Here is a 26,932-nt window from a genome sequence, read left to right as displayed (position 1 = left end):
CAGTTTGGCGCAGATTATCCAATGCTTTTGAAAAAAAGACTACGCCTCAACAGTTGCTGCTGCAACTGTTTCGCGCTCAGCCTTCTCTAGGATCAAGTCCATAGTCTTGCCGAGGAGGATTTCGCTACGCATGCGGTTGATGCGGCTTTGATCTTTCTGAATCTCCTTCACAATCTTCTCTGGCTTTTCGCCAGACTGCTGGGCTTCCATCATGATCATGCGGCTGAAGTCATCGTTCTCTGCCTGCACCTTTTCCTTTTCAGCAATCTTGCTGAGAATCAGGCGGGACTTGAGACGATCAAATGCTGCCTTAGTCGCACCTTCGTGAAGCTCTTCCTTATGCTTTTCGAAATCTGCTTCAGAAGCGCCTTGCTGCATATTGCGCTGCATGAAGTCGCGAAGCACGGCGTCTGTTTCGCTCTCGATACCGCTTTCTGGGATCGCGAACTCGACACTGCCGAGCAACTGCTCAGTAATTTGCTGACGCTCAGCCTGCATGTTCTGCTGCTTCTTTTGGTTTTCGATGTTTTCGCCGATGCGCTCACGCAACTCAGCTTCATCTTTAACCTGCACGCTCTTGAAGAATTCGTCATCCATCGCTGGCATGACTTTTTCGCGAACTTCTTCTGCATTAATGACGTAAACTGCTGTCTTACCAGCAAGTGCCTCTGGCTTGAAGTCTTCAGGAAATTCCATGGTGACTTCCTTCTCGTCGCCAGCCTTCATGCCAACAACACCGTCAACAATTGCTTGAACACCAGGAGTGCCTTCTGCACCGGCTTCTTCCCATGTTACTTTTTGAGTGCCGAACATTGGAGTTTCAGGAACGAGGTCTGCCACCAGCTCATCACCGATCTTACCTTCGTAGGAGCAACGAACGTAGTCACCCTTCTCAGCAGCCTTCTCAGCTACGTTGAACTCGGCACGCTGGCTAAGCAATTGCTCCAGCATTTTGTCAACGTCTTCAGCAGACGCTTCAGTCGGCTCATTGGTGACCTTCAGGCCTTCGTATGTAGGCAGGTCAAAAGCTTGAAGCACATCCACTGTGAAAATGATAGTTGCATCAGAATCAGCAGAAATTTCGCCTTCGTTCAAATCAACGACACCAAAGACTTCGAAATCGGACTTAGCGACACCCTCTTGGTGTGCCTTAGAGACAACACGCTGAGAGAGCTCTGACTTAAGATCCTTTGCATAGCGCATACGGATCATGTTCTCTGGAGCCTTACCAGGACGGAAGCCAGGAATCTTGGCATCACGCTGGAAATCTTTAATCAGTTGCGCATCGATTGCAGCGATTTCTGCGGCAGCGACACTCACGGTAATCGTCTTGCGTGTTTCTGTAATGTCTTGGACGTCGGTTTTAACTGTGCTCATAAAAATAATTGATAGTGCCCAATATGGGCAGGTGTAGGAAAAAGCGGGCTATAAAAGTGGAAAGGTTTTTTTCGGTCAATGCCTATGTTGCCCTCAGAAGCCATATTCTTCTCTCTCGCATCTTTTTAACGAAATTCAGGCCAAAATCTCACGTCCAGCCGCTAAAAAAGCGACATTAGACGCCTCGCAGCGGACTATTTGAACTCGATCACATCCGGCCCAACCGACTGAAATAGCTCCGAATACGGCTGCAACGCCTCAATTGTAACCGGCACCGCATCGATTTGCGTGCTCAATACTCCAACCACCGCGATCTGATCTTTTCGATTAAACATCCGTAAGCGCAAGCCCAACTCGTCGAGCATCGGCTTGAGCGCGGTGACATCCACTCCGTCCGCCAGCTCGATCAATATCTGATCCGCCGCCATGTAAGAAAACTCGCCCGTGGACATATCCTCCACCACCCGGACATACGGATAGCTCTCCGCAAAATTCAAATGCCAGACCCGACTGTGCGCCTCTTCCTCGTTCGGCAAGTAGCCGAAGTCTAGAATCTTACCAATTTGTATCACCTCCGGCAATCCCACTGGCAAGCCCTCCGCTCCCGCTTCGACCGCTGCCGCATTATGCGTCACCCACGGATCCACGCTTGCCTCTTCTTTGAGCGCCCGCCGCTTCATAATCATCGAGACCAGCAACGACCCCAGAATGAAGCCCACTATATATACAAAGATTCGATCAAATTTTTTCATAGTCCTAAAGAATGCGCGCACGGTGAAACGGAAATTCAAGCAAGGCAAGTCTGCGTGTGTGCCGAATCCGCCGGATTTTTAACCACGGTTAAACACACACACCACTCATTTCACTCTTCACACCTGCCACGGCAGTCCACACACTGGCGCGCAATGATTCACACAATTTCGCACATACGTGTTCGCTACGCCGAAACCGACCGCATGGACGTGGTTTACCACAGCAACTATCTGGTCTGGTTCGAAACCGCACGCATCCTGATGCTCGATCAAATCGGCATCCCCTATCTCGAAATCGAAGAACGCGGCCTGCGACTCCCCGTCCTCACCGTCAGCGCCGAGTATAAACGCCCCGCCCGCTTCGACGACCGCTTGGACGTCCACCTTTTCATGCGCGAAAAACCGCGCGCCCGCTTCCGCTTCGACTACGAAGTGCGCCGTGGCGATACCTTACTAGCAACCGGCAGCACCAGCCACGGCTTCATGGATACCAAGGGCAAAGGCCTGCGCCCACCGGAAGAATTCCTCGCAAAGATTGACGCCGCGTGGAAACCAGAGGATGCACAGCCAATTGAACTGTAGGTGAAAAAAACACTTAAGCGGAATAGTCAGTTCTACACACACCTGATACTTGCAGGTATGATACTACTGATTGGTCTGAACATTTACACGACCTCATCGCTCCCCCAAAAGAACGCCCCAAGAATGGACATCCCAGAAATCTGGGCAGCTGGGATCGGCGGGTTCTTGATAATTATTTCTAGCTACTCAATTTACAGTTTACTATTTAGATCTGAAAAAATTGAACTCTCACAAAAAGGATTCAAAGAACTCAGAAACTTTAATATGAAAATATCTGAAATGCCCTGCTCATTTCAGGTCGTATGGGACAGCTTTTACATTAACCGGAGTGCTGTCCCATGCTTTTGGTATGCGTTAACCGTCACGCTAAAGAATCCAACTCCTTACAGCATAAAAATAACCCGCCGCAATAAAATGAGAATATTCCTATGGAAAATCGGAATCGGCAAAAAAGGTGACACACTCACAGGAAACACATACTTCGACTCTCGCTTCTGGGTCAAAATGCAAGATCAGCAACACATACTGTCATTAATTGAAGATGGCACAATTAATCGAATCACACACTTCGATCAGAACTACCCACCAATTAGAAAGAAATTTGGTCGCATCTCAATTTCTGAAAGTTGCATTAAATATTTAGAAGGCCCCTATGACGAACAACAGCGAATCTTTGATCCACACCGCGGTAATGTAGAAAACACCCTAACAGAACTCGTCATCATTGCACAAAGAATGAATACCGCGAAAAACTAGAATCAACCAACAGCTCCGCTCCACCTACTTAAAAAACCACCTCTCTCGCTACGTGCAAAGCGCAGCCTTAAGCTCCTCGCAGAATGCCTCCGTCGTCCCTGCGAGATACGGACAAAAATCCGCCTGTGGATGAGAGTTTCTCAACGGGAACGGGATCTCTTCCAAGAATTTAAAGTTCACACCTGAACCAGCGCACAGCGCATAGCCCGCAGCGATGTCCCAAACCTTCACGCGAAAGTCAACCACGCCTGTCAAATACCTCGTCGCCACATAGCATGTCGTCAGTCCGCAGCGCGGAGCGAGTCACTTCAGTGTCACTAAAACAAACGCCTCAAACTCATTTACCCTGTAAGCTAATCGACGTTATATACGTTAATTGGCTAGCATGAGATTAAGATTCATATTTGGCGACCAGCTCAGCCACAACTTACCCAGCCTCACTGACGTCTCCCCGACGACCGACTGCATTTGGCTGTGCGAAGTCCGCAGCGAAGCCAATCGCGTCAAGCATCACAAAAAGAAGATCGCATTCATCTTCTCCGCCATGCGGCACTTTGCTCAAGAGCTGCGTGATAAAGGCTACCGTGTGCATTACACACACTATGACGCCCCCGATAATGGCGGCAGCTTTACCGGCGAATTAAAACGTGCGATCGCCCAGCTATCCCCCGAAAAGGTCATACTCACCGAACCCAGTGAATACGACGTGCTCCAAGAAGTCGAACGCTGGCAAACTGACTTCGATCTCACAGTAGAGATACGTCCCGACGATCGTTTCCTCTGCACCAAAGAGCGCTTTGCAACATGGGCAGACGGCCGCAAACAACTGCGCATGGAGTATTTCTACCGTGAAATGCGCCGCGAGCATAACATCCTAATGGACGGCGAAGCGCCAACTGGAGGCCAATGGAACTACGACGCAGACAATCGCAAACCACCGAAGCAAGGCCTCGAAGTCCCCCAGACTTACATCAGCCAGCCCGACAGCATCACGCAAGCAGTGCTGGAGCTGGTCGAAACACATTTCAACGATCATTTCGGCGACTTACAGCCGTTTCACTTCGCGGTCACCGCAGAGCAAGCACAACAAGCCCTCGATCAATTCATCGCCGAGCGCCTCTGCCATTTCGGTGACTACCAAGACGCCATGCTACAAGGTGAACCGTGGATGTATCACAGCCACCTGAGTTTTTACATCAACTGTGGGTTGCTCGACCCACTCAAATGCATCCAACAAGCAGAATCCGCCTACCGAAATGGTCACGCCCCGCTCAATGCAGTCGAAGGCTTCATTCGGCAAATTCTCGGCTGGCGCGAATACGTGCGCGGCATCTATTGGCTGAAAATGCCAAACTACGCAGCCGCGAACCATCTAGCAGCAGACCGCAAACTGCCCGACTTCTTCTGGACGGGAAAAACAAAGATGAACTGCTTGCGGCAATGCATACTTGAGACAAAAGAAAACGCCCATGCACACCATATCCAGCGATTAATGGTGATCGGAAATTTCGCACTCATCGCCGGGCTCGCACCAGACGAAGTGAACGAATGGTTTTGGATCGTCTACGCTGACGCCTACCAATGGGTCGAACTACCCAATGTCAGCGGAATGGTTTTATTTGCCGACGGCGGCCAACTGGCCTCCAAACCATACGCCGCCAGCGGTGCTTATATCAATCGCATGTCGGACTACTGTAAGGGATGCAGCTACAAAGTGTCTAAAAAGAACGGCCCAGATGCCTGTCCTTTCAATTACCTTTATTGGGATTTCATGCTGCGCCACCAGCAACGCTTCAGCAGCAACCCGCGCATGGGCATGAGCTATCGAACACTCGCTAAAATGTCCTCGGAGAAAATATCTGCGACCCAAGATGACAGTCAGCGCTTCTTCAACAAGCTAGCAGCATCAGAAATCGTTTAAGCCCGACATGTCTAAAAGCACTCTACAGATTGTGTGGTTCAAGCGCGACCTACGCGTGCATGATCACTGCGCATTACACACCGCCGCCGCACACGGCCCCGTGCTGCCGCTCTACATCTTGGAGCCAGAGCTATGGCAACAACCCGACCTGAGCCATCGCCATTACAGCTTCCTGGCGCAATCACTCGGAGAACTCAATCAAGCACTCCTCGACACACTCGGCCAGCCGCTCATCATACGTATCGGCAACGCACCAGAAATCCTAGATCAGCTGTATCAACAATACCACTACGACGCAGTATGGTCACACCAAGAAACATGGAATGGATGGACCTACGATCGTGACCGCAAGGTGCAAACATACTTGCGAGCGAAGCAGATTCCATGGCAGCAGCCCCGCCAGTTCGGCATCGTGCGTGCACTCAAGGACCGTGATGGATGGAGCCGTCAATGGAATCAATTCATGTCACAACCAGTGCTACCTGCACCCAAGGCACAGGCACAGCTCTCCATTCAAACGGAGACACTACCCACTCACGAGCAACTAGGCCTGCAACACGACGGAGCACTCACCACACAAAAAGGAGGACGTAGCCAAGGCCTCGAATTGCTCGACTCATTCCTGCACCAACGCGGCGAGCCATATACCAAAGCGATGTCCTCGCCCCTCTTCGCCTTCGATGCCTGTTCACGGCTATCACCACATATTGCGTTCGGCACACTCTCACTGCGTGAAATCTACCAGGCGATGAAGCGTCAATCAGACACCATCAAAGCGCTCCCTCGCGGACAGAAAGGCAAGTGGCCCTCGGCTCTGCGCTCCTTCGCAGGACGTTTACGCTGGCATTGTCATTTTATGCAAAAGCTCGAAGACGAGCCACGCATCGAATTCGAAAATTTCCACCACGCTTATGATGGCCTCCGCGAGCCTGAACACAACGAAACGCACTACCAAGCATGGGCAACAGGTCACACCGGCTACCCGATGGTCGATGCCTGCATGCGCGCACTCATTGCCACTGGCTGGATCAACTTTCGTATGCGTGCCATGCTCATGAGCTTCGCCAGCTACCACCTATGGCTGCATTGGCGGCCAACATCCCTGCACCTCGCTCGCCAATTCACCGACTACGAACCCGGCATTCATTACAGTCAGTGCCAAATGCAGTCAGGCACCACTGGGATCAACTCCATACGCATTTACAATCCAATAAAACAAGGACTGGACCATGACCCTGATGGCATTTTCATCCGCCAATGGATCCCTGAACTACAGGACATGCCGACTCACGGCATTCACCAACCATGGGCATTCCCAGACAAACTCAACGGCTACCCAACACCCATTGTAGATGAAGACATCGCTCGCAAGGCAGCCGCGGCAAGGATCTACGCGATGCGACGCCAGAAAGACCATCGCACCGAAGCACAAGCCATTGTCCAGAAACACGGAAGCCGCAAAACCACCGAACGGCACAGAAAGCCGCGCCCCACACAAACCGAACTAATCCTCTAAGCCGACTATGCACCCAGCACCTGACAAGTCACGCACCCCCATCCTGTATCAGCAGTGGCGTTCATTGCTGTTTTTACACTGGCAGTTTCCCGTGGCCGAGATTCAATCTCGGCTTCCGCTGGGGCTACAAGTGGATACCTATCACGGGCAGGCCTACATCGGAATCGTGCCTTTTTACATGCACGGCTTACGCCCGAAGTTTGCTCCCCCCGTCCCTAGTATTTCCTACTTCCCCGAACTCAACCTGCGCACCTACGTGCGCGATTCACACGGACGTGCAGGCGTGTGGTTCTTCTCCCTAGATGCCCAGAGCCGCATTTCTGTAGCCATCGCCCGCAAGTGCTTCAACCTGCCTTACCACTATTCGAAAATGCGCTATACCGTGCACCACGATCAATCGATTGAATTTCAATCCACGCGCGCAAAGAGCAAACCGCAAAACTTTCGCTATCGCGCAGGGCGCCCCCTCAGCAAAGCACCCACAGACTCACTGACTTACTTTCTAGTCGAACGCTATCGACTCTTTGCCAACTCAAAGAAAAACGGCCTTCGTGTTGGCGAACTCAGCCACCAACCCTACGCACTCCACCAAGTCGAAGTCGACGCATACGATACCGACCTTTTCGCTCTGAACGGATTCTCAACTCCCACAGCGCCACCGTGTCACATCACCTATAGTCCACGCGCAGACGTGGCAATTTATCCGATGAAGAATGCCTAGCTCGCCCCTGAGAATCCCACTCACACCCTCACCCTCACTCTCACTCTCACTTCGTGCGCAGCGCGGCATCACTTCGTGCGCAGCACGACATCACTTCGTGCGCAGCACGACATCACTTCGTGCGCAGCACGACATCACTCAGCGCGCAGCGCGGCATTCAGCTCTGCGCAAAACGTTTCCGTCCCGGCCAGATACGGACAAAAGTCCACCTGCGGATGAAAGGTCTTCATCGGAAACGGGCGCTCGCCTAGAAATTCGAAACTGACACCCGCGCCTTCACACAGTGCGTAGGCCGCGGCGATGTCCCACACCTTCACGCGAAAGTCCACCACGCCGGTCAAATACCCCGTCGCCACATAGCACGCCGTCAGCGCTCCACTGCCCAAACAGCGCACACGGTATTTTTCCAATAGCGGCTGTAAACGCACCAGAATGTCGCCATCCATCGGAAAGTGCAGCCCCAACATCGTCTGCGCATCCGCCGCCATTCGGTCGCGATTCACCTTCTTCTGATTGCGCAACACACCAAAGCCCGCACCGCCCTCCAACAGCGACTGAGTGCTGTAATCATAGACAAACCCATAGACCGGCACCCCATCATGCAGCAGCGCCAGCGAGATGGCACAAACCGGAAAGCCCAGCGCATAGTTGTTGGTGCCGTCGATCGGATCAACCACCCAGGTAAACGGCGCTTCCAACTCCAGCACTTCGTCCTGCGGGCTCGCCTCTTCGCTGCAATAATTATCGTGCGCAAAATCACGGCGCAGCGCTGCAAATAGATTTTCGGAAATCGCAAAATCCGCAAAAGTTACCCGCGTATCATCCTCCTTCCACTCACTCACCACCTGCGCGAACTGTCGTCCGAAAAATGCGGTCTGCTCCTTAACAGCCACACGTCCCGCATTGATACGGTGCCGCAACTGCAGATCAAACTGTGCTTTCGCCTGTCGACTCAGTGGTTTCTTCATGGCTGATACCAATCAACCGATGCGCCTTAGATACAAGCGAAAACCGACTTTTCACCCTAATGAAACAAAGGATTCGTCTCATGTAAGTAAGTATACCCCGAGAAGTCGAACGCGTTGAACTCCTCCACACTCAGCACTCCAAGCCCCAGTGCAAAAACAACCAGAAGAACGACCAGTGCTTTTTTCATACTGCAAAGCTATGACAACCAAGCGTCAGGCTCAAGCGTCCAATGGATTTCCAGAATTTGAAGTAAGGCTCAACAGCCGTCAGCCTAGCCTCACCCGAAGATTCACTCCAAGCCGAGTGCTTGCTTCGGATCGATATTGGTAATCGGATCATCATACTCCATGTCGTGCGGCATCATCCAAGAGATCCAGCGATCACCCTGTTTCTTGAAGAAGAGCTTCGAGATAAAACCACTGACCTCATCCTTTGATTGAGGGTATTGACTGAGTTCAGTGGGATAGAGAATTAACATCATGAATGCTTCATTTTCATCATTAAATGTCACTGCAGCTAAGATTGACCCATACGCTTCACTTTTAGGCTTTCGCTGAACCATCTCGCCATAAGCTGTTTCGTCTAATCCGAACTTCTTTTTGACCGCTTCGCTGATGGTCTGGTTGAACTCAGTAAAGGTGATTGCGCCCGGTGCTTTCCGACCAAGAAAGGCAGTCGCCCAGTCATGCACACACTCTTCTTTAAACCCATCACCATTGAAATGAATCGGGGGATTAAACTTTTCGACAACGTATTCGGATGCCGAAAGCAGGCCTGCCATCGCCATGAAACTTAAGATAATAATGGTTTTCATTTTATTTATTAGAACTGAGATGCACCCCAAGCGTTGCAGCCCTGCCCGAACCGTCAAGACATCAAAATCGAAAAGCACTAACTCAAGCTAGAGTAGCAGCGAGACAGGAAATCAAAATAGGAGCATGGACACTCTGGTCCATGACCGAGCCGAAGCAGCTCACCCACAACTACGGACGCCCGCGTCCAAAACCGCGAAAACGCTGACCTGATGGTTTATGCTTCGCTCCTTTCTCGCGTGGTTTGCCTGCGTCCTTCGATTCGGGTTTCTTGGCCGGTCGCGCGCCCTTCGGCTTGCGCACCACTTTATAACCTTCGGGCAACGGAATCCCTTCGCAGTGCAAGCCTTCGATTAAATCATCATGAAAATCATGCGCGCGATCGGTCGGCAGCGCCTGCTTGATCAGCCGCTGAATCGAACACAAGCGCACCACATCTTCATCCCACTCGGTGCACAAACTGATCGCATGCCCACTCTCGCCCGCTCGCGCCGTGCGGCCGATGCGGTGCACGTAATTTTCCGAGTCCATCGGCAAGTCGTAATTGATCACCAGCCCAATTTTTTTCACATCGATCCCGCGCGCCGCGACATCTGTCGCCACCAGCACGGGCGTCTCCCCCAACTTAAAGCGACGCAGTGCATCTTCGCGGGCCGCCTGTGTGCGGTCGCCATGAATCGTGTCCGCACGGATGCCGTCGCGGTTCAATGCATTGGCAATTAAACGGCCGATTCTATGGAATTGGAGGGCAGAACAATATAGACTCCAACCTAGGTTACATCGTCGAATTCATCAACGGATCAGATGGTTAGGAAGCGATCGAAATCTACCAATCCACTGCAGTCATCGCGGCTCACTGCCAGTTGCCGAATTCAGATGTGATCATAGCGATTGGCCCGCAAATAATTCGAATTTCAGGTGACGGTAAATATACTATTTTAGTCTCTGATACGCACTGGCACAGTCAGATACATTCCATCGTGGCCGCACCCGATGGATACATTTACTTTAGCATGGATCATTTCGTCGGGCGTTTCCCGATTCGCAAAACACTAGGTGACTACGAACTATTGCAATTGGCAGATCAAGCTAGCCAATAACATACAACGGCGACACACTCAGCTTAACGAACAGCTGCATCCACATAGAATTAATCAACGATAGCCCCCTTCCCACTTCGGCCCCATCCACCTATGCTTCATTCTTCAACACGACTCATCGCATTCATTTGCACGTCTTTAATCCTCTCATACGCAAGCTTTGCTGAAGGTGTCAGGTCTTCGCTATTACTGATGAGTCTCGATCGCAGCACGACTCCCGAACAGAAAACATTCACGTCAATCGGTAAGGCTGATAAAGTCCCGTTGATCATTGATCACGGATTCACCGTAAAATTCACCCTGTCAGGGCAATACCAAGACCTCCAAAGTGTGCAACTACGCGTGCAGCACCCAGAGATGAAAGAGCCAAACGGAACCCGCTACAGTATGGTGGACCGACAAGAAGCAACCAGACTCATCGATGGTAAACGCATGGTCATTTGCGCTTACCTGTTCGAGGAGCCATGGGAACTGGTATCCGGCAAATGGAAGGTGCAGATTTTTGATGGAGAAACGTTATTAGACTCAGTCGAGATCGAAACCGCAGAAGCACACATCACGAACATCCAACCACTCTTAAACCCTCGCTACAATCAACTCGCGGAGGCTGAAAGCTTAAGCCCCGACGACTTATCTTGGATCGGCAAACAAATCGAATACAGCCCACTCGATCAATGCATCGGCGTCGCCTTGCTCTTCAGACAATACCCGACTGCATTTGACGAGCCACTCTGCGACTACTTCAAAATAGACAAGACAGCTCCAACTCAGACGCTTTCAGAGGATGAAGCAAACCGCACAGTCAACGAAATCATCGAACGCTACCATAGTAGAACGCCACTAGAAATCTCAACCCGCGTCTATCTACATTTCAAAAACAGCCACCAAATCTTCACCCGAAGCGACGGAACAGTCCTCTATCTAGAACAGATCTTTCGAACCTCAGTCTTTACTGGGACTTTACAACTAAGTGACTCCGAACTCATCACTCTTTCAACTTATATAGATCGAGACCAATAGTCTGGCGTGTCACTCCGAAGGCGAAAAAGGAGCATGGACTCTTGTCCATTACCGAGCCGAAGCAACTCACCCCCCGCCACACGCCTGCAAAAGAATGGGACAGAAGTGTCCCAACTCCTGCAGGTTCACCTGCTCTGTAAATTCCAACGACCGATCAGCATCAAAAAAGGAGCATGGACACTCTGGTCCATGACCGAGCCGAAGCAGCTCACCCACAACTACGGACGCCCGCGTCCAAAACCGCGAAAACGCTGGCCTGATGGTTTGTGCTTCGCACCTTTTTCGCGTGGCTTGCCTGCGTCCTTCGATTCGGGGTTCTTGGCCGGTCGCGCGCCCTTCGGCTTGCGCATCACTTTATAACCTTCGGGCAACGGAATTCCTTCGCGTGCAAGCCTTCGATTAAATCATCATGAAAATCGTGCGCACGATCCATCGCCAATATGCGGTCGCCTCATCCAGCACCAGACACTCCACACCCGTCAAATTCGCATACCCTTGGCGCATCAATACCAGCAAGCGCCCTGTCGTTGCCACTAGGACATCCAAGCCGAAATATAAATCCCGCGGCTGCGGCGGCTGCGACACCACAAGCGCAAACCGACAACAGAGTTCGAAAACTCAGTGAAATCACGATTAAATACAGTCCAAACACTAGTAGACAGATCGTTATCCATCCCTATCAATTAATATATCCTCGAGGTTCTCCCTCTAATAATACCCCCGAATCAAATTTATATGATTACATCGCTCTTTGCCCAAAGCCGCAACCTGGCCATCGCCACCATGATGCTCGTCATCGGCACCTCAACTGCAGCGGCTCAATCCACGCAAGCTTCCAGCGAAGCACCGAACATCGTCTTCTTCATCGTCGACGACATGTTCCCGCATCACTTCAACTTTTTAAATGAAGGCGAGAAGCGAGTGCTCACGCCCAACATCGATCGGCTCGCCCGCGAAGGCACGGTCATGCTCAATCAATACACGGTATCCCCACTGTGCACTCCGAGCCGCTACAGTTGCCTAATGGGGCGCTACCCCAGTCGAGCGACCAATCCATGGTTCCTACAAACCACAGAAAAGAATGTGCAAAGCTATGTAGAGTTTAACACTCACATCGAAAAAGATAATCAAACCCTACCGAGAATGCTGCAAGCAGGCGGTTACATTACTGGGATGGCTGGCAAAAACCACGTCATCGAGGCCAAGACTCTCAAGAAATTTGAGAACTTCGACGCCGATGCCAAATTACCCGAGAACCAATCAAAGCTCAAAGCCAACCACGACCATGTTTGCCAAGCAATCCGTGAAGTAGGCTTCGATTTTGCGGACAGCATTTACCACAACAACCCCGATTTCCTCGGCTTACACGAGGTTGCAGTGCACAACACGGATTGGATCACCGAAGCAGGCATCAATTTCATCGATAAAGGTCATACCTCCGAAAAACCGATGTTCCTCTACTTCGCGACCACCCTACCACACGGCCCGTCCGAAGGGCATCGCGCATGGGATGCGAATCCCTTGATTTCAGCAGTGGGTTACCTCGATGAAGCACCTAATGTCCAACCCGCGCGCCACACCATCCCAGAGCGCATCAAAGCCGCAGGCATAACCGTCAACGACGACACCTGCAACCTACTCTGGCTGGATGACGCACTCGGAGCCCTGATCAATAAGCTAGAAGACTGTGGCGAACTCGACAACACCGTCATCTACTTCTTCAACGACCAATGGATGGAAGCCAAAGGCACCGTCTACGAAGGCGGCGTGCACACACCCAGCATTGTGTGGAAGAAAGGCGGCTTCACTGCGGGATCCACCAGCTCTGCAATGGTCAGCAGCGTTGATTTTGCACCCACCATTTTGGACATGGCCAAGATCCCCTACGACTCCAACACCTTTGATGGTGAAAGCTTCCTACCTTACCTCGACGGTCAAACACAAGAGCCCGGACGCGTGCTCTACTTCGAATTGGGCTATGGTCGCGGCGTGCTGAAAGACAACTGGAAATTCATGAGCATCCGCTACCCACATGGCCTCGCTGAGATGTCACTCGAAGAGCGCACACGCCTACTAAACGAGTGGAATGCCGAACGTCACCGCAAGCATCTAGAAATCGTCACCGAAGATCCAACCGCGCCCTTCAGCCACCTGACCGCGATCCCTGGCGGCGGCCACGCCGAATCCATTTCGACGGGTAAATACCCTGGCTATGCCGACCCCGATCAGCTCTATAATATCGCTAAAGATCCGGGCGAGCTGAACAACCTCGCGAACAACCCCGAGTTCCAGCAAAAGGCGAAAGAGATGGAACTAGAATTGCAGAAATACCTCGATACACTGCCGGGCACCTTCGAGCTCTAGTTACGTCACTACGGACGACCGCGACCAAAGCCTCTGAACGGACGACCGGAGCGCTTCTCTTTGGCAGCTTTAGCGCCCGAGACGCCCTTTGACTTTTTCTCGGAGCGACCTTCGCCTTTCTTAGGCGAACGCTTAGCCGCCGAACGCACACCTCGTGCAGGACGACGATCTGGCTCATCGGGCAGCGGCGTGCCTTCGCGGTGCAGCGCTTCAATGGCTTCGTCATGGAAGTCATGCTCACGAATCGTTGGGAGCGTCTGCTTCGTCAGCTTCTCAATTGCCTTAAAACGAGACACGTCTTGATCAATCTCAGTGCATAGACTCATCGCCTTGCCGCTCTCGCCCGCACGCGCCGTGCGACCGATGCGGTGCACATAATTCTCGGAGTCCATAGGCAGGTCATAATTAATCACCAAACCAATATTTTTCACATCAATCCCACGCGCCGCCACATCGGTCGCAACTAACACTGGCGTTTCACCGAGCTTAAAGCGTCGCAGTGCATCTTCACGCGCCGCCTGTGTGCGATCACCATGAATCGTATCCGAGCGAATCCCGTCGCGATTCAAATGCGTCGCAATCAATCGGGCATCACGCTTGGTGCGGGTAAAAATCATGCAAAGCTCGTTCTGTTTTTCAAAATACTGACTGTGCAGCAGGTCGAGCAACAATGCAGGCTTATCACGAAGGCGCACAAAGAGCACCGACTGATCAATCTTCTCGGCCGTCGTGCCCTCAGGGTCGATACGAATGCGCTCGGGATCATTCAATAAGCCCTCGGCCAACTTGCCGACACCTTTTGCCATTGTCGCGGAGAACAACATCGTCTGCCGCTCCTTGGGAATATCACGCACGATTTCGCGAAGGTCATCAATAAAGCCCATCGCCAACATACGATCCGCCTCATCCAGCACCAAACACTCGACTCCCGTCAGATTCGCGTGACCCTGTTGCAACAAATCGAGCAAGCGACCTGTCGTCGCGACTAAGATATCTAAGCCGAAATACAGATCCCTCGTCTGTGGCGTTTGCGACACACCACCATAGATCATCGCGATCTTAAGATCCAAATGCTTGCCATAGGTGCGAAAACTCTCCGTCACCTGCACGGCCAACTCACGCGTCGGCACCAATACCAAATTACGCACACCACGACGAAACGGCTTACGCCCCTGCGTTACGACACGGTTTAATATAGGCAGCGCAAACGCCGCCGTCTTTCCCGTGCCCGTTTGCGCACAGGCCAAAAGATCACGCCCCTCAAGTAATAAGGGTATCGCCTGCGCCTGTATGGGCGACGGCTCAGTATACTTCCGCTCCTCCAATGCACGCTGCAGCGGTTCAATTAAGGGCAAATCTTTAAATTCCATATCACTCATAGTTTCGATCAAGCCCGCACCGTATGCATAAAAGGCCATTTATCGACAAGATAAGAACAGCTCCAAACATTACAGACCAGAAATCGCATTACAGACAAAAAACCGCTGCGCCCAACATTGTCATTTACCATCACAATGAAACACACGTGGAAATATCATAAAATGAGACCTCAAAAATGAAAAATCCTATTAAAAATAGATAAAAAGAAGCAAATAATCAGTAGAAACCACCGAATGAACATTCATTTTATTTGCAAAAACAACTCAAACCACCTCTTATAACTTCCGACTTTTTGACATATATCGTCAACCTATCGAAAACCATTGAAATACAAAAATAAATGAAGAGTTCATCCCACACACCCCGACGCCACTTTCTAAAGCAATCCGCTGTTGCAGCTGGGTTCCTACTCGGAGCCCCCTCCATCATCAGAGCCGAAACACTCGGCAACGCGAACAAAGCAGGCGCCAATTCTCGAATCGGCATTGGCTTTATCGGCACGGGCCTCATTGCCCAAGGTCACCTAAAATCATTCGCCGGCATGCGTGACCTGCAAGCAGTCGCAGCCTGCGACGTGCGCAAGTCCAACCTAAACAAAGCCGTTGGCGTGCTAGCAAAAAAAGGCGCTAAGGATGTGGCAGCCACTGCGTATGCAGAAGAACTCATTCAAAACCCGGCAGTCGACATCGTCTGCATCGCAACACCCGACCATTGGCATGCTGCGCTTGCAATCGAAGCAATGAAGGCAGGCAAAGATGTATATGTTGAGAAGCCAATGACGCTCACCGTCGAAGAAGGCAAAGCCGTCCTCGCAGCGGAACAGAAATACGGCCGTATCCTACAAGTTGGCTCGCAGCAACGCTCCTCCGCTCACTTCCGCATCGCAGCAAACCTCGTGCGCAACGGCATGATCGGTGAAGTCAAAGAAGTCTACTGCCGTCTCGGAAATTTCCCACAGCCAAAGTTGAACGAACCCGTTGTCCCCGTTCCAGAAGGCTTCGATTATGATCGTTGGCTCGGCCCGACTCCATTCTACGACTATACCGAAGATCGCGTAAAACAAAAGTATACCGGCGGCTGGCGCTGCTATTGGGATTATGGTAGCCGTAAATTCGGCGATTGGGGCGCACACCACTTCGACATTGTGCAATGGGCACTCGGCCGCGACGACACTGGCCCTACAGAATTCATCCCAAAAGGATACAACGGCGCAGAATACCACCACTACCGCTACGCTGACGGCATCACAGTCTGGCGCGACAAGAAGCCTGACCACGGGCACATGATTCGCTTCATTGGCACCGAAGGTGAAGTGCACGTCGGTCGCGGACAACTAGCGACCTTGCCAGTTGACCTAAAGCGCCATCGTTTCACCGAAGACGACATTCAAGTCTATGATTCAAACAACCACCGCGGCAACTTCATCGACTGCGTGAAGTCACGCAAACCGACCATCTGCCCAGCATCCGTAGGACACAGGACCGGCACAATCTGCCAACTCTCAGCCGTTGCTGAACGCTTAGGCCGCGCATTCAAGTGGGATCCTGTCGCACAGCAGGTCGTCGGCGATGCAGAAGCGAAGTCAATGCAAGATCGCCCTCGTCGCCCAGGCTACGAACTACCGACCGTATAGTCACTTCAAGTAAGTATTCCCGACCAATCCCCACCTCGAACAGGTGGGGATTTTTTTTGGGCCAGTATCATTACCCAACAAAGACACACAAAACCCCGCCTCAACAACAATTAGCGGGATCGCAGTGGTGATGCATGCCTCATTCGAAGTTGTGGCACACAGTTTCCGATAAGAGGCCCGTCGCAGTAAGCTCAATAGAAAGCGCGAGCCACGCATAGAGCCCAATGTCGAATCCACAAGGGCGATAAAACCATCCACAAAAAAGCCCTGACTCATAAGAGACAGGGCTTTTTCAAGTGGTGGCCAGACCCAGAATCGAACTGGGGACACAAGGATTTTCAGTCCTCTGCTCTACCGACTGAGCTATCTGGCCTTACTTGAGAAAGTCGGGATTAAGTGAACCTCTGAGCCACTCGTCAACTGGTTTTTTACATTTTCTAAAAAAAGTTTTTTAAGCCCTAAAAACCGCTGTTTTCAGGAAAATTCAAACAAGTGTTTGTCTTTCTCAAAATTGCTCACCTAATACATCCACAGTGCCGAAAATCACGGCACCACAATACAAACATACCGCATCATGGTCAAAAAATTAATCTTCGCACTTTGCATCTTTGGAGGCCTCGCACTCGCCCTAGTCCTGATTATCGGCACGAAGAAAGCCTCCTTCGACGCAATGGCAGAGGCTGGTAAGCTCATGGTGCCACCGCCAGAGAGTGTCGCAACCTTTACTGCAGAGCGCCAATCATGGATTGATAGCGTGCAAGCTATTGGCTCGATCGAGCCCGTTCAAGGTGTGCGCCTCGATGCAGAAGTCGCGGGCGTGGTGAACGCCATCAATTTCAAAAATGGTCAAAACGTCGAAGTGGGCGACATCCTCGTCCAACTCGACGTGAGCGTCGAAGCAGCCCTGCTCAACTCAAATAAAGCGACCGCGGACTTGGCCAAAACTAAACTCGACCGAGCAAAACGATTACGCGGCACAGATTCCATCGCCCAATCGCAACTCGACCAGGCGCAAGCGGATTTCGACACCGCCATTGCACAGATGAATAACTTGGAAGCGATTATTGATCGCAAAACCATCCGTGCGCCTTTTACCGGTCGCGTCGGCATTCGCCAAATCAATCTCGGCCAATATCTCTCTCAAGGCGCTCCCATCGTCAGCCTACAATCGTGCGACCAGGTATTCGTCAACTTCACCCTGCCACAACAAGCGATCGCACGTATTAAGACTGGTATGCAGATCACCTTACAAAGTGACGTCTACCCCGACCAGCAATTCGAAGGCACCCTGACTGCAATCAGTCCACAGATCGACCCGACCACGCGCACAGTGAAACTCCAAGGCACACTCGACAACCCCGACGAACTCCTACGTCCAGGGCTGTTTGTGAAAGCCACCGTCACACTGCCGAATAAGAATGAAGTGCTCGTCGTGCCAGCCACCTCCATAGTCTTTGCACCTTACGGCAACTCCATTTTCAAAGTCGTCACTGAGACCGACGAAGAAACTGGTGTTACCACCACAATAGTGAAGCAGTCCTTTATTCGAACCGGCAAGCACATGGGTGACTTCGTGAGCATTATCGAAGGCATCGAGGAAGGCGACGAAGTCGTCTCCGCTGGTGCATTCAAATTGCGCAACGGCATGCCCGTGACAATCCACAATGAGATGGCTCCTAAACCGGAGCTCGCCCCCAATCCGAAGAATTCCTAATCGGCTGCGTTGATTCGGCTCAAACAAAGACCACTCTAGAATGAAGACAGCCTTTACCGATATTTTCATCAAGCGCCCTGTGCTGGCGATCGTCGTCAGCATGGTGATTGTGATCGCAGGCTTGCAGGCGATCTCCTCGCTCACCGTGCGCCAATACCCGCGCAACGAAAACGCCAAAGTCACAATCACCACGATCTACACAGGTGCCGATGCCGACCTCGTGCGCGGCTTCATCACCACACCGATTGAGCGTGCAGTCGCCTCGGCGGATGGCATTAATTACATCGCTTCGCAAAGTGCATTGGGCATGTCCACCATCACTGTGCGACTTGAGCTCAACTACGACTCCACCAAAGCGCTCGCCGAAATCAGCTCAAAGGTCGACCAAGTCCGCGGCGACCTTCCCCCCGAGGCCGAAGTCCCGATTATTACAGTGGAGTCTGCCGAGAGCGAACGCGCGTCAGCCTATCTATCCTTTTCCTCCGACATACTGGAGGCCAACGAAATCACCGACTACCTCGTCCGCGTCATTCAGCCACGCCTCACTTCGATCAAAGGTGTGCAAGAAGCCGAAATCCTAGGTGGTCGCACCTTTGCCATGCGCATCTGGCTAGAGCCCGCACGCATGGCCGCACTGGGAATTTATCCGGCGCAAGTCCGTGAAGCGCTCGCCTCCAACAACTACCTCTCCGCTGTCGGCCAGACCAAGGGTAACTTAGTCACGGTCAATCTCACCACCAATACCGACCTCAATTCGGTCGAAGAATTTGAGCAACTTGCCATCCTTAATCAGGGCAACACCATCGTGCGCATCAAAGACATCGCCACAGTCGAACTCGGCGGTGATGACTACAGCTCCGAAGTGCGCTTCTCCGGCAAGAAGGCCGTCTTCATGGGCATGCACGTGCTGCCCAACGCCAATACAGTCGACGTCATCAAAGCAGTGCGCGCAGAGCTCGAGGTAATTAAAGGCGAACTCCCCGAAGGTATCGAGGCAGCCATCGGTTATGACTCCACCGTTTACATCGAAGAATCGATCATCGAGGTAGTAAAGACACTCTCGGAGACTCTGATCATTGTGATGGTGGTCATCTTCCTATTCATGGGGCGCATCCGCACCGTGCTCGTGCCGATTATTACGATCCCGATCTCACTCATCGGCGCAGTCTTCCTGATGCAGATGTTCGGCTTCTCGATCAACTTGCTCACGCTACTCGCTATCGTGCTTTCGGTCGGAATCGTGGTGGACGACGCCATCATCGTGGTCGAAAATATCGAGCGTCACCTCGAAGCGGGCATGAAACCAATCGAATCTGCCCTGCTCGGCGTGCGTGAATTGATTGGCCCCGTCATCGCAACGACTCTCGTGCTAATCGCCGTCTATCTACCCATCGCCTTCCAAGGCGGCTTGACTGGCTCACTCTTCCGCGAGTTCGCCCTCACACTCTGTGGCGCCGTGGTCGTATCGACCATCGTCGCACTCACGCTCAGTCCGATGATTTCGTCGAAGCTGCTCAGTAGCGGCGAACACAAGGGACTCGCACTGATCATCAACAACGGCTTCGACCGACTCAGAAAAACCTACGGCGGCATCCTCCGCACTGCACTGCAGACTCGTTGGGTCATCTACACCTGCTGGATCATTATCACTCTGATGTGTCTGCCCATGTTTGTGCTCTCTCCTAAAGAGCTCGCTCCGACTGAAGACCAAGGCGTCATTTTCGGCATCGTCGATGCGCCTGCCAACTATGCGATCGAAGAAACCTCACGCTTCACCGAAGAAGCCAACGAAGTGTTTTTCAGTTTTCCAGAAACCGCTTATAGCTTCCAGCTCACCTTCCCCAACGGCGGATTCAGCGGTATGATTCTCAGCCCATGGAGCGAACGTGAACGCACCGTCTTTGACATCCTCCCTGAAGCACAAATAGGGCTCGGCGCAATCCCTGGCGTGCGCCTCTTCCCCGTCACACCTGCAGCGCTACCAGGCGGCAGCGACTTCCCGATCGACTTCATCATTGCCTCAACAGCCGAGCCTTCAGAGATCCTCAAATTCGTTGAGCAGATCCATGCCAAAGCGATCGCAAGCGGACGCTTCGCCTTCCCTCCCATCATCGATACCAAGATCGATCAGCCACAGACTAAATTCGTGATTGATCATGACATGGTCAGCTCACTCGGCCTCGATCAACGCGCCATCGGCGCCGACCTCGGCTCACTCGTCGGTGGCGGTTACGTCAACCGCTTCAATATCGATGGGCGCAGCTATAAAGTGATCCCGCAAATCCGACGCGCCGGCCGCCTCAATGCAGACCAGCTACAAGATATCTACATCAAAGGCCCCGAAGATAAGCTTATTCAGTTGAGCACCGTCGCCACACTCGAAGACAGTGTGCAGCCACGTTCACTCAATCGCTTCCAGCAATTCAACGCCGTTAAAATGAGCGGCGTTTATATGGGCCCTCTCGACGAAGGCCTCAAGTTCCTCGAAGACACCGCCGCAGAAATTCTACCCGACGGCTACCGGATCGACTACGACGGCGAATCGCGCCAACTGCGCAACGAAGGTAATAAATTCCTGCCCGCCTTCTGCCTCGCACTCGTGCTGATCTTCATGGCACTTGCCGCACAGTTTAATAGTTTCCGCGACCCGTTCATCATTTTGCTCGGTTCCGTGCCGCTCGCGATGTTTGGCGCATTGATCTTTACCTTCCTAAAGATGATGAGCCCCAACGTGCCCTTCTTCACGGATGGTTGGACGACAACGCTCAACATTTACTCACAAGTCGGGCTCGTCACACTCGTAGGCCTCGTCGCGAAGAACGGTATTTTGATCGTGGAATTTGCCAACGAACTACAGCGCGAAGGTAAGGCAAAGCTCGATGCGATTCAGGAAGCCAGCGAGGTGCGCCTGCGCCCGATTTTGATGACGACCGTCGCCACCGTGGCTGGCCACTTCCCACTCACGATGGTCACCGGAGCCGGCGCCGAAGCCCGCAACTCGATTGGCCTCGTCCTAGTCGGCGGCATGGCAATCGGCACCCTCTTCACCCTACTCTTCCTACCATCGATCTATATGCTCATCGCAAAGGATCGCAAAGGCGGAGCGACGGGGATTGAAATTGCGTAGAGTAGAAGACAACAACCCTCGGCTCATCGCCTTTCGTTATACTCACCCGCTTCCTCCGCACACTCGAGGACTTGCGCTGGATGAATCCCGTCAAGTTCGCTTGCCATGCGATCTCGCTGCGTCTCGATGTCGTGACGGCGTTGAAGGTTGATCCAATATTCCGCACTGGTGCCCAAGTATTTTCCAAGCTTTAAGGCAATGGCAACCGTGATGCTTTGACGCCCTTGGCAAATACCACTGATCGTGCTGTGAGCGATGTGCAGGTCTTTCCCTAGCCGATACTGACTGATGCCAGAATCATCGATCCCTTCTTTAAGGAGAAGTCCGGGATGCTGAACGGGCGGTAACTGTTTGGAATGGCTCATGTTATTTATTTCGGTTTAGTGATAATCGACAATTTCCACATCAAAGGCATTCCCGGCCTCCCAGCGGAAGCAGATACGCCATTGTTGGTTGATACGAATACTGTGTTGTCCGACTCGATCTCCACCTAGCGATTCGAGTCGATTCCCCGGAGGAAAGCTCAAATCTTCGACTTGAATGGCAGAATCGATTTGTGCGAGCTTATCGCGACTTTTGGACTGAATGCTAAGCGGGAGCTTAGCACTGCGCTGACGGTTCCAGAGCTTTTCGACTTCTTTGTTTCGAAAGCTCTTTATCATAAAATTTATATTGAGTCAGTCTCGGCGCATGTAAAGCACTATTTCTAATTTATAGAAACAGTAAGGAGCTCATAGCAAAAGACCTCGAAACTGAACAACAGCCTCAATAGACCTCCATCCTAACGAGCCCTCATCTTCGCGTATGCTTCGCGAAACTTAGCGGGCAAATTCAGTCATCCATACCACAAGAACCAATTAGCCACTTGCAGATGCGCGGTCGTCGCAAAGCAACGCCCCTACGAAGGTAAACTAAACCGACAACTCAAGCACAGAACAGATATCGGAACCGCTTCGCGGACTCCGCTACATCAGAGCCTCCGTGTGCTCTGCGATCTCAAGCGAAGCGGGCGGTTAATACTCGCACCTAGAAGGAATCGCGGATTTGAGAAGAATCGGCTCACCTACCATGCGGTGCGGGACGCACACGCGCTACCCGGTTAAACCATTTCAAACACCACGGCGGTCGTGTTGTCCTTACCGTCGGTCTGCACAGCTTCGGTGACGAGCATCTCGGCGGGTGTGCCTTTTAAATGCGGCGCGGGATTACGAATAATTCGCTCCATGCCACGATTAAACAGCCCTTCAACCAAACCATCAGAGCAAATCAAGAAACGGTCGCCCGGCTCATAACCGATCGCTCCAAACTGTGGACTTAGATTCTGGTTCTTTCCACCGAGCACCTGCTGCAGCGCATTACGCCCCGCATGGCTTCGCGCCGCGGTCTCATTCAGCTGGCCATCTCGATACATCCAGCCCACATGCGTATGATCGTGGCTGACTTGATTGATCCCGCCGTCTTTCGGCAGGTGGTAAATACGACTATCGCCCACATGTGCAAAATAGAGCCACCCAGGCCGCACCCAGCACAAGCTGAGCGTCGCGCCCATTCCGCGTAGCTCCTCGTAGCAAAACCCCATATGCGTGAGCTCCCCGTGAATCTGATCAAACAGCTCACTCAACACGTCTTGAAAGCCGATCTCGATCCCCGATGCTGCGCTACGAAAGCTCTTCGGAAAGAGTCGTGTGATCTTATCAATCGCAATTCGGCTCGCAAAATCACCGGCATTCGCGCCGCCCATACCATCACTCACTGCAAATACAAAATCATTGGCGGTCAAGTCGGCCTCACCGTATTTGCCTAGGCGCTTTACACCCTCACCATCCACGGCAAGCAGCAGAAACGAATCTTGATTATTCTTACGAAAACGGCCGACGTCGGTCTGACCGAACCAGCGCACAGACTGACCTGAAAATGATGGTTGCTCTTCCATATTATTTCTCCCAAGCACTACGATCTGGATTTGCCTGAAGTTTCGGCGACGGCGGATAGCCTGGCTCTAGAATGGTCGCAAATTCAAAATCAATCACACAAAACCGCCCCTGGCGCGTATCATACGTGATATTGCGCACCTCTGCATCATCGTGCCGCACGCCATACTGCTCCAGCTCCGTAAAGATACGCGTCTTCTTCTCTTCACTCACATGATCGACCACCTTGCCGCAGTTGCTCGTCACTAAATAAAGCGTCTCGTCATCTTTTTCCAAGATCTGCGGCACAAATGTGCAACCATGCTTCTGTAAAAAGTCCAATACGCGCACTTCATTTGCATAGCGCTCACGAGCCTGCGGCCCCTTAAACGTCTTATGAACTCGACCGTCGTAACCAATATGGACGACTGCCCTCGCTGTATTTTTAGCCTCTTTCATACAATATAATTTGGTTCACTTCAAAGGCGCCTACCACTTTTGGCAAGAACTCGTCAAAAATACGGACAGATTTATTAATTCATGGCAAAAAAACTTGCGATGACTTCGCTGGCACGCATCTTGCTAAATCTGTTTGCTTCTAAAGGTGAGATCGATCCATTCACTCACTTTCAGATCTACAAAATCAGTCAATTCAACGACAAACGATTAATAACACTTATGGCTAAAATCAAATTAGAATACCTCTGGCTCGATGGTTACACACCGGTGCCTAATCTTCGTGGCAAGACATGCGTCAAAGATGGCGATGTTAGCACATGGTCGCTCGACGACTGCCCGCTTTGGGGCTTCGACGGCAGCTCGACTCAACAAGCCGAAGGCAGCAGCTCTGACTGTATCCTAAAGCCAGTCGCTTGCTACCCAGACAGCACACGTAAGAACGCTTTCCTCGTAATGTGCGAAGTGATGAACCCGGATGGCACTCCACACCCATCCAACGCTCGCGCAACAATTGCTGAAGATCCAGGCCTATGGGTCGGCCTTGAGCAAGAATACTTCCTCATGCAAGACGGTCGTGCACTCGGCTGGCCTACAGACGGTGGCTACCCAGCTCCTCAAGGCGACTACTACTGTGGCGCAGGCTACTCTTCTGTTGGTGACGTTGCTCGCCAAATCGTTGAAGAGCACCTCGACATCTGCCTCGACGCAGGCATCAACCACGAAGGCATCAATGCTGAAGTGGCAAAGGGTCAGTGGGAATTCCAGGTATTCGGCAAGGGCGCACACAAAGCTTGCGACCAGATCTGGGTTGCTCGTTACATCCTCCAGCGCCTCTGCGAAAAGTATGGCGTGGATGTAGAATACCACTGCAAGCCATTCACTGGTGACTGGAACGGTTCCGGCATGCACTGCAACTTCTCCACAGACTACATGCGCGACACAGGTGGTAAGGACTACTTCCTCAAGCTCATGGACAAGTTCGAAGAATACAAGGACGAGCACGTTGCTGCTTACGGCCCAGACAACCACATGCGCCTCACAGGTCTCCACGAAACACAGTCCATCGACAAGTTCTCTTGGGGTGTTGCTGACCGTGGTGCTTCGATCCGCGTCCCACACGGCTTCGTCAAGGACGACGCATACAAGGGCTACCTCGAAGACCGTCGTCCAAACTCACAGGGCGACCCTTACCAAATCGTTTCCCGCGTGTCCAAGACAGTTGCGGAAGCCGAAGCGGCATTCAAATAAGCCAAAACGCTTTTTTCCAATCAACGCCACTCCTCACGGAGTGGCGTTTTTTTGTGCGCACGCATTCCTCAACAACATCCTAATCCTAATCGATCGGAAGCAGATTAAGAGCAAGACTAGTTGCAAGATTAAGTCTCTGACCGAAACCGCTTCGCGGATCCGCTACACAAAAAAAACTCATCCCACAGCGGACTAGCGAAGCCACTTCGACGCAAAGCTCTGCTCCAAAATCACACGCGCCTCCGCGCCTTCAACCCAACCCTGCTTCGCCACGCCGTAAATAAGCACCGGCTCAAACCAGCCGCCACCGACCGCTTGATTTAAAAGATCCTCCGCTGACAAACACGGACGCCCGGCATGCGCCTGCAGTTCAAACGCAATCGATCCGACACTGTGATACGAGCGATACACCAACTCGGTGCAGGCCAAACGATCCGCAGCCGCAAAATCGAAAATAAAATCGTAGAGCTTACCGGCATGCGTCAGCCCACGCGACACCGCTTCTGCCCGCTCCGCATCCGAAACCCTCGGGCGTAGCACCGTGAATGAGTCCACCTGCAGCGTATCCCCAGGCGGACGTAGCTTCACCCCATCCTTCTTCGCCTCCAAGAAACAGATCGATTCATCGATCTCTATATCCGACAGCACTCCCAACTCCGAACGTTGCCCATTCGTGCCAATATAAAATGCCGCATGCGGCCAGAACCCAGGCAAAAACAAATTACTCATCGCATCGTCGTGCCGCATGACCAACACATCGCCTGGCTGTAAAAATGCCAATAACCGCTCACGCACCTCCGGCGTCACACGCTTCCCCGCACCCAATGGCTTTACAAAGGGCTGCTTGAGCTCAGCCACCGCGCTGCCACTGAGCTTCAGCATCTGAAACATCGTCTTACGCAGTCCCGAATGGTTACGCCGCATAAACGAATGCATACGATACGCCAAACGAGTCTTCAAGAAATCCCGCCGCCGAGCCGACACCGTCGCTTCTTCGGCAACTAACAACTCCACCACTGCCCCCAAATCCACGTCATCTTCCAGCTCAACGATCTCAGAGCGATGCGCCTCATAATACCGAGTCGCTTCAAAGAATGCCCAGCGCCGCTTCGGTGAGGTCAGGCTCCTATAAATACGGGTGAAGATTTTCGACTCGTGACCAAAACGCGGCTCAGGCTCGTCCAGTTTTTTCATTACGATCGGATGCGCTTGCGCCATCTCTACAATAAAGCTCCCCGCCCGCATTAATAAACAAGCGGCCGCATATGCTAGGATAAATCGAGGTAAACTCTGAGTGCCTTTGACCGACAGCTTACCGCCGCTCACCTCACACACACACTCAAGCAGACTCAAGCGCAGTGCCAAATAATGACTATATAACTCGCGCAAGCCCTCATCCTCATCTGGAAGAAAATAACCACGTGCCTCAGCCGCCGTCAACTTGTCCAAGTATTGCTCAATCGACTCACGACTTGGCAACGCACCAGCCGCCGCCAATAACATCGGTATGTGCGACGACACATCCACTTCTTTCAACGCGGCCCCCTGAGACTGATTCTGCATATCGGCCT

The 26,932-nt window shown here is 52.2% G+C and carries 27 protein-coding genes and 1 tRNA gene; 13 read left to right on the top strand and 15 right to left on the bottom strand.

Features of this window, described 5'->3' with window-relative positions; all coding sequences use genetic code 11:
• Nucleotides 1-39 precede the first annotated feature (39 nt).
• Both tig and GZZ87_RS11785 read right to left on the bottom strand, forming a co-directional pair.
• Nucleotides 40-1,377: a trigger factor gene (tig, locus tag GZZ87_RS11790; protein ID WP_162025150.1), complete on the bottom strand. Its 1,338-nt coding sequence runs from the start codon at nt 1,375-1,377 to the stop codon at nt 40-42.
• Between the two features lie 194 nt (nt 1,378-1,571).
• Nucleotides 1,572-2,129 carry a hypothetical protein gene (locus GZZ87_RS11785; RefSeq protein WP_162025151.1) on the bottom strand — a complete coding sequence of 186 codons (558 nt, stop codon included), beginning with the start codon at nt 2,127-2,129 and terminating at the stop codon, nt 1,572-1,574.
• Nucleotides 2,130-2,282: 153 nt separating this feature from the next.
• Between GZZ87_RS11785 and GZZ87_RS11780 the strand changes: the two genes are divergently transcribed.
• Together GZZ87_RS11780 and GZZ87_RS11775 are read left to right on the top strand one after the other, a co-directional pair.
• A complete protein-coding gene (locus GZZ87_RS11780; RefSeq protein WP_162025152.1) occupies nt 2,283-2,711 on the top strand; it encodes a thioesterase family protein in 429 nt (142 codons plus the stop codon).
• Between the two features lie 123 nt (nt 2,712-2,834).
• Nucleotides 2,835-3,467 (top strand): hypothetical protein, encoded by a 633-nt coding sequence (locus GZZ87_RS11775; protein ID WP_162025153.1) that lies wholly within the window; start codon nt 2,835-2,837, stop codon nt 3,465-3,467.
• A 48-nt stretch (nt 3,468-3,515) separates the two neighbouring features.
• Here GZZ87_RS11775 and GZZ87_RS11770 read toward each other — a convergent pair whose 3' ends face one another.
• Nucleotides 3,516-3,713: a hypothetical protein gene (locus tag GZZ87_RS11770; RefSeq protein ID WP_162025154.1), complete on the bottom strand. Its 198-nt coding sequence runs from the start codon at nt 3,711-3,713 to the stop codon at nt 3,516-3,518.
• Between the two features lie 139 nt (nt 3,714-3,852).
• On the opposite strand from GZZ87_RS11770, the gene GZZ87_RS11765 reads away from it, so the two are divergent.
• Genes GZZ87_RS11765 through GZZ87_RS11755 form a run of 3 tightly spaced genes read left to right on the top strand, consistent with a single transcriptional unit; the run spans nt 3,853 to nt 7,625 of the window.
• Nucleotides 3,853-5,388 carry a cryptochrome/photolyase family protein gene (locus GZZ87_RS11765; protein ID WP_162025155.1) on the top strand — a complete coding sequence of 512 codons (1,536 nt, stop codon included), beginning with the start codon at nt 3,853-3,855 and terminating at the stop codon, nt 5,386-5,388.
• Between the two features lie 7 nt (nt 5,389-5,395).
• Complete coding sequence (locus tag GZZ87_RS11760; protein ID WP_162025156.1) at nt 5,396-6,904, top strand: FAD-binding domain-containing protein; 1,509 nt, start codon at nt 5,396-5,398, stop codon at nt 6,902-6,904.
• A 7-nt stretch (nt 6,905-6,911) separates the two neighbouring features.
• Nucleotides 6,912-7,625 (top strand): DUF2071 domain-containing protein, encoded by a 714-nt coding sequence (locus GZZ87_RS11755; protein ID WP_162025157.1) that lies wholly within the window; start codon nt 6,912-6,914, stop codon nt 7,623-7,625.
• A gap of 134 nt (nt 7,626-7,759) precedes the next feature.
• Here GZZ87_RS11755 and GZZ87_RS11750 read toward each other — a convergent pair whose 3' ends face one another.
• From GZZ87_RS11750 to GZZ87_RS19915, 4 genes are all read right to left on the bottom strand, one after another.
• Nucleotides 7,760-8,593, bottom strand: a complete 834-nt coding sequence (locus tag GZZ87_RS11750; protein ID WP_162051204.1) for an inositol monophosphatase — start codon at nt 8,591-8,593, stop codon at nt 7,760-7,762.
• Nucleotides 8,594-8,649: 56 nt separating this feature from the next.
• Nucleotides 8,650-8,781 carry a hypothetical protein gene (locus tag GZZ87_RS19920; protein ID WP_280178250.1) on the bottom strand — a complete coding sequence of 44 codons (132 nt, stop codon included), beginning with the start codon at nt 8,779-8,781 and terminating at the stop codon, nt 8,650-8,652.
• Nucleotides 8,782-8,883: 102 nt separating this feature from the next.
• Nucleotides 8,884-9,408: a hypothetical protein gene (locus GZZ87_RS11745; protein WP_162025159.1), complete on the bottom strand. Its 525-nt coding sequence runs from the start codon at nt 9,406-9,408 to the stop codon at nt 8,884-8,886.
• A gap of 169 nt (nt 9,409-9,577) precedes the next feature.
• Nucleotides 9,578-10,114, bottom strand: a complete 537-nt coding sequence (locus GZZ87_RS19915; RefSeq protein ID WP_280178251.1) for a C-terminal helicase domain-containing protein — start codon at nt 10,112-10,114, stop codon at nt 9,578-9,580.
• A gap of 170 nt (nt 10,115-10,284) precedes the next feature.
• On the opposite strand from GZZ87_RS19915, the gene GZZ87_RS11735 reads away from it, so the two are divergent.
• The 3 genes from GZZ87_RS11735 (at nt 10,285) to GZZ87_RS11725 (ending at nt 11,886) form a co-directional block, all read left to right on the top strand.
• Nucleotides 10,285-10,506: a hypothetical protein gene (locus tag GZZ87_RS11735; protein ID WP_162025160.1), complete on the top strand. Its 222-nt coding sequence runs from the start codon at nt 10,285-10,287 to the stop codon at nt 10,504-10,506.
• A 93-nt stretch (nt 10,507-10,599) separates the two neighbouring features.
• Nucleotides 10,600-11,526 carry a DUF3859 domain-containing protein gene (locus GZZ87_RS11730; RefSeq protein WP_162025161.1) on the top strand — a complete coding sequence of 309 codons (927 nt, stop codon included), beginning with the start codon at nt 10,600-10,602 and terminating at the stop codon, nt 11,524-11,526.
• A 33-nt stretch (nt 11,527-11,559) separates the two neighbouring features.
• Nucleotides 11,560-11,886: a hypothetical protein gene (locus GZZ87_RS11725; RefSeq protein ID WP_162025162.1), complete on the top strand. Its 327-nt coding sequence runs from the start codon at nt 11,560-11,562 to the stop codon at nt 11,884-11,886.
• A 39-nt stretch (nt 11,887-11,925) separates the two neighbouring features.
• On the opposite strand, the gene GZZ87_RS11720 is transcribed toward GZZ87_RS11725, so the two are convergent.
• Complete coding sequence (locus tag GZZ87_RS11720) at nt 11,926-12,111, bottom strand: DEAD/DEAH box helicase (RefSeq protein ID WP_244648110.1); 186 nt, start codon at nt 12,109-12,111, stop codon at nt 11,926-11,928.
• A gap of 150 nt (nt 12,112-12,261) precedes the next feature.
• On the opposite strand from GZZ87_RS11720, the gene GZZ87_RS11715 reads away from it, so the two are divergent.
• Nucleotides 12,262-13,890: a sulfatase-like hydrolase/transferase gene (locus GZZ87_RS11715; RefSeq protein ID WP_162025164.1), complete on the top strand. Its 1,629-nt coding sequence runs from the start codon at nt 12,262-12,264 to the stop codon at nt 13,888-13,890.
• Nucleotides 13,891-13,898: 8 nt separating this feature from the next.
• Here the strand turns inward: GZZ87_RS11715 and GZZ87_RS11710 are convergent, their stop codons facing one another.
• Nucleotides 13,899-15,260: a DEAD/DEAH box helicase gene (locus GZZ87_RS11710; protein WP_162025165.1), complete on the bottom strand. Its 1,362-nt coding sequence runs from the start codon at nt 15,258-15,260 to the stop codon at nt 13,899-13,901.
• Between the two features lie 350 nt (nt 15,261-15,610).
• Here GZZ87_RS11710 and GZZ87_RS11705 point away from each other — a divergent pair, with 350 nt between their 5' ends.
• Complete coding sequence (locus GZZ87_RS11705; protein ID WP_162025166.1) at nt 15,611-16,903, top strand: Gfo/Idh/MocA family oxidoreductase; 1,293 nt, start codon at nt 15,611-15,613, stop codon at nt 16,901-16,903.
• Nucleotides 16,904-17,200: 297 nt separating this feature from the next.
• Here the strand turns inward: GZZ87_RS11705 and GZZ87_RS11700 are convergent.
• Nucleotides 17,201-17,276: transfer RNA gene (locus tag GZZ87_RS11700), tRNA-Phe, on the bottom strand.
• A gap of 201 nt (nt 17,277-17,477) precedes the next feature.
• On the opposite strand from GZZ87_RS11700, the gene GZZ87_RS11695 reads away from it, so the two are divergent.
• Together GZZ87_RS11695 and GZZ87_RS11690 are read left to right on the top strand one after the other, a co-directional pair.
• Nucleotides 17,478-18,617: an efflux RND transporter periplasmic adaptor subunit gene (locus tag GZZ87_RS11695; protein WP_162025167.1), complete on the top strand. Its 1,140-nt coding sequence runs from the start codon at nt 17,478-17,480 to the stop codon at nt 18,615-18,617.
• Between the two features lie 40 nt (nt 18,618-18,657).
• Nucleotides 18,658-21,744, top strand: a complete 3,087-nt coding sequence (locus tag GZZ87_RS11690) for an efflux RND transporter permease subunit (RefSeq protein WP_162025168.1) — start codon at nt 18,658-18,660, stop codon at nt 21,742-21,744.
• Between the two features lie 23 nt (nt 21,745-21,767).
• On the opposite strand, the gene GZZ87_RS11685 is transcribed toward GZZ87_RS11690, so the two are convergent.
• The 4 genes from GZZ87_RS11685 to GZZ87_RS11670 all read right to left on the bottom strand — a co-directional run bounded on the left by GZZ87_RS11685 (nt 21,768) and on the right by GZZ87_RS11670 (nt 24,113).
• A complete protein-coding gene (locus tag GZZ87_RS11685) occupies nt 21,768-22,109 on the bottom strand; it encodes a HigA family addiction module antitoxin (protein ID WP_162025169.1) in 342 nt (113 codons plus the stop codon).
• 15 nt (nt 22,110-22,124) lie between these two features.
• Nucleotides 22,125-22,406 (bottom strand): type II toxin-antitoxin system RelE/ParE family toxin, encoded by a 282-nt coding sequence (locus GZZ87_RS11680; protein ID WP_162025170.1) that lies wholly within the window; start codon nt 22,404-22,406, stop codon nt 22,125-22,127.
• A gap of 437 nt (nt 22,407-22,843) precedes the next feature.
• A complete protein-coding gene (locus tag GZZ87_RS11675; protein ID WP_162025171.1) occupies nt 22,844-23,677 on the bottom strand; it encodes a protein phosphatase 2C domain-containing protein in 834 nt (277 codons plus the stop codon).
• A 1-nt stretch (nt 23,678) separates the two neighbouring features.
• Nucleotides 23,679-24,113: a serine/threonine protein phosphatase gene (locus GZZ87_RS11670; RefSeq protein ID WP_162025172.1), complete on the bottom strand. Its 435-nt coding sequence runs from the start codon at nt 24,111-24,113 to the stop codon at nt 23,679-23,681.
• 219 nt (nt 24,114-24,332) lie between these two features.
• Here GZZ87_RS11670 and GZZ87_RS11665 point away from each other — a divergent pair, with 219 nt between their 5' ends.
• The gene (locus GZZ87_RS11665) at nt 24,333-25,361 is read left to right on the top strand and encodes a glutamine synthetase beta-grasp domain-containing protein (protein WP_162025265.1); all 1,029 of its coding nucleotides are present in this window, start codon (nt 24,333-24,335) and stop codon (nt 25,359-25,361) included.
• Nucleotides 25,362-25,553: 192 nt separating this feature from the next.
• Here GZZ87_RS11665 and GZZ87_RS11660 read toward each other — a convergent pair whose 3' ends face one another.
• Nucleotides 25,554-26,924 (bottom strand): YiiX/YebB-like N1pC/P60 family cysteine hydrolase, encoded by a 1,371-nt coding sequence (locus GZZ87_RS11660; protein WP_162025173.1) that lies wholly within the window; start codon nt 26,922-26,924, stop codon nt 25,554-25,556.
• Nucleotides 26,925-26,932: the final 8 nt, after the last annotated feature.

The organism is Lentimonas sp. CC4 (assembly GCF_902728235.1).
In the GTDB taxonomy this organism is placed as follows: Bacteria; Verrucomicrobiota; Verrucomicrobiia; order Opitutales; family Coraliomargaritaceae; genus Lentimonas.
The sequence above is the reverse complement of the archived record's forward strand: the minus strand, read 5'-3'. Positions and strand labels throughout refer to the sequence as shown.